Source organism: Halorubrum sp. C191 (assembly GCF_002727095.1).
In the GTDB taxonomy this organism is placed as follows: Archaea; Halobacteriota; Halobacteria; order Halobacteriales; family Haloferacaceae; genus Halorubrum; species Halorubrum ezzemoulense.
In genome coordinates, this window is the sequence record NZ_NHNZ01000043.1 from 1 (window position 1) to 2,974 (window position 2,974).

At 59.2% G+C, this 2,974-nt stretch carries 3 protein-coding genes; all 3 read right to left on the reverse strand.

Annotated features, from left to right (window positions below):
* Positions 1-68: 68 nt before the first annotated feature.
* Positions 69-611: a hypothetical protein gene (locus Z052_RS03430; RefSeq protein ID WP_094520270.1), complete on the reverse strand. Its 543-nt coding sequence runs from the start codon at positions 609-611 to the stop codon at positions 69-71.
* 19 nt (positions 612-630) lie between these two features.
* On the reverse strand, positions 631-2,448 hold the full coding sequence (locus Z052_RS03435; protein ID WP_094579706.1) for an SWIM zinc finger domain-containing protein: 1,818 nt from the start codon (positions 2,446-2,448) through the stop codon (positions 631-633).
* 65 nt (positions 2,449-2,513) lie between these two features.
* Positions 2,514-2,768, reverse strand: coding sequence for a hypothetical protein (locus tag Z052_RS03440; RefSeq protein WP_050033709.1), 255 nt, complete (start codon positions 2,766-2,768; stop codon positions 2,514-2,516).
* Between the last annotated feature and the right edge of the window lie 206 nt (positions 2,769-2,974).

A 2,974-nucleotide genomic window follows, 5' to 3' on the forward strand; every position in this document is an offset into this window, starting at 1 on the left:
CCAGTCTACCGAAGAGCGACAAAGCGTGTCGCACGAAGCTGCATGTCGGGACGAACAGCAGCCACCGATCAATCGAGTTTTGCCCGCTCTTTCAGCTCGCCGACTAGGAGATCGAGGATCGCTTCTTTGTCCTCCTCGGGAACGTTCCTGCCGTCGAGTTCGTCGAACTTCTCTTCCCAGTGATCTATCCACGACCCGAACACGTCCTCGAATGTGTCTTCTGGATCGTCTGCAGCCCTGACGTCCTCGATCCCCTTCTGAATCATCTCGTGGGGCCCTCCGGCTCCAAGCTCGGCTTCGAGTACCAGCCATGGTTCGTACTCGAAGGTCGAAGAAAGTTCTTCGATATGCCACGTCTCGTCGTTCAAATCCAGTTGATACTCCGTCACCACGTGAAACCGAGCTGGTGAGGCATCGACACCCGGCACACCCATGTCCGAAAGGTACACCGTCGGATGACGCTCGATCTGTAACGAGAGCATGTCATCTGCTTCGAACTGGAATCTGAAAGCCCGCTCTCTGATCTTTTCCAGTGTCAGCCCATCTTCAGGCAGGTCGATGTCACACTCGTCCAGCACGGTGAGAACGCGGTCTTTGGTAGTCCTATCCATTATCCTCACCTGGTTTCGACTACTCAGTGAAGCCCTCCAACAGTTCCTCGAGCATCGGGCGGAGCTTGTATTTCCGGTAATGTTCGTCTCGGAGATCTTCGACGTAGACACACCACTCATCGAGTTTACCGACAACTCGGGCGGCCTTTCCGGCAGTTTCCAGCCACTGGACGGCGTGTCGGTACCGTTGGGACTGTCCCTCCTCGATGATTGGCTTGGCTTGTTCCTTACAGGCGTCGATCGTCCAGTCTGGGTGCTCATCCCAGACTTCCTCGACGACCGGCTCCACGACCTTGTAGTCCGAAAATCGATCCGCGATATCGATAGCCCCCTCGTACTGCTCTGCGTACAGGAAGATTTCGACGTGCCGTCGCGCAACTCGCTGCGTCGTGTCCTTGTTCCGAAGCGATGTCACCAACTCTTCGCGAATAGTCATCCACTCCTCACCGGCGAGTTCCTCTGCCGCTTGGTAGGCCGCAAGCGTCGGCGAGGCTTCGAATGCGGCGATAGCCGCCTCCAAGGCCACCTCCGGTTCGTCGAGGCTGGCGGCTCGATCGCGGAGCCACTCGGCCAGCTCCGCTTTCTCGCTGCCGTCTAGTGCCAATCCGCGTTGGGCCACCTCCAGTGCTGCTCGGGGCCGATCATGGTTTCGCAGCGTCTGGGCCAGTGTGAGTGCTTCGTTCGGGGAGGACAAGTTGTGCCGGCCGTATTCGATCGCCTCGTCGATCTGTCCTTCCTCCACGAGCTTGGTTACGTAGTCATCGATCAGATCCGCAGCCTCCGCCAGATCCAGGTACTCCTCGTTGCGACCTTGGCGCTTGAGGACGTTGAGGTGAGCCCTGATGAAGTCCTCGGCGTACCACGGTGGATCCCCTCCCCAGAGGTCGGCATAGCCGATATCGCCCTGCATCGCTCGCTGAACCGGTTCGAAATCCCAGCCCCGTTGGGCGGCTTCGAGCGCGACACTGTATGGCGGATGGTGTGTATAGCCTCCCATCTCCTGTACCCACGTCCAGAGGCGATCCTTCCAATCGGTACGCTCGGCCTCCGAGAGGTCGGCGGTGAGCAGCGCCTCGGCCAGCACTCGGTCGACCTCGTCGAAGAACTCGAAGATCGCGTTCGAATCGTCGTACGAGAGCGCGAGCCACTCTTCGTCCATGAGTTCGTCGGCCAGCGGTTCGAGGATGTCCAGTGCCGTCTCGCCGTCGCCAGCCTCGACGGCTGTCCGTGCCTGATCGAGAAGGCCTCGCAACTTCTCGACGTCGGTTTCGGCTGCCTCGTACGGGTCGTAGGCGTGAGCGCTTCGCCCCTTAGTCGGTCCGAGAACGTTCTGTACCTGCTGGCGGATCGATTCGCGATTGATGTCCGGAGTTCGACCGTGTTCGCCATTCTCCATCTCGTCTTCTGACTCGGCTGTTTCGAGTTCGGATTCGATCTGGGATGCCAGCTCCGGGCGACTCTCAATGAGGCTGGTGAGAACGTCACGGAGGACCTCGGGCTCGGCATCCGCGATCAGTTCGGAGATGGGCGGTCGCTGGTCGATCCCATCGGAATCGCGGACGTACGTCAGGAGAACGGCGACACGGTGCTTGCAAATCCCACCGTGATCGTACGGACAGGAACACGCCGTGTCAACGACCCCAGTTTCGTCGAGATCGATCCGCACCTGGTAGGGCTCGTACTGGCTGCCTTCAACCGCCGCTCGGATCGTCTCACCGCGCCGGACGAGCTTGACGACGGCACCCTCGGCGTAGTAGTTTCCCCCCCGGTCGTATGACTGGGGACGTGCCAGACCCCGGACTGCTGCCTCCGTGAGTGTCGGGTCGGGATCAACCATCGCTCGTATGGTATCTACGGATTAAACCCGTAGTAATTGTGGTGGGCGGTTGGGTGGCTGTGTGCCTACGAATCTGGAACCCAGACGCCTTTCACCGGCTGGAAGACGGCGTAGGCGTCGACATCCGACGTGTCGGTCGGATGAGCGGTGTGTAGCGTGAGTTGCCCCCTGCTCGTGTGTTCTCGGTTCTGTTCAGTTACCCACTCCTCTGCGTCCGCTTTCAAGTCGAAGGCGAGTCGACCATCCTCATCGAAATTCGCCTCCGCGAGTGGTGTCTCGCGAAAGACCGAGTCTTTGATTTCCACGATGTAGTCGACCATAGCTGTTCGTTCGCGGTAGCTCTCCTTTAGAATTCCCCGTGCTGAACAGATTAGATCTCTGCCAACCGTACAAACCGTATATGGAACTGACGCTCGAACATCTCCAGTCTGAGCACCTCGATCCGCTTCCGCTGTTTCAGCCCGAAGAAGCGACACTTTGGCACATCGACACCTCACATCCGGACGTGGTCGCCGACGATCACGTC

Excerpts from the sequence above, each read along its gene's own strand:
- Z052_RS03435 (WP_094579706.1), bottom strand. The coding sequence starts at position 2,448 with ATGGTTGATCCCGACCCGACACTCACGGAGGCAGCAGTCCGGGGTCTG.
- Z052_RS03430 (WP_094520270.1), bottom strand. The coding sequence starts at position 611 with ATGGATAGGACTACCAAAGACCGCGTTCTCACCGTGCTGGACGAGTGT.
- Z052_RS03440 (WP_050033709.1), bottom strand. The coding sequence starts at position 2,768 with ATGGTCGACTACATCGTGGAAATCAAAGACTCGGTCTTTCGCGAGACA.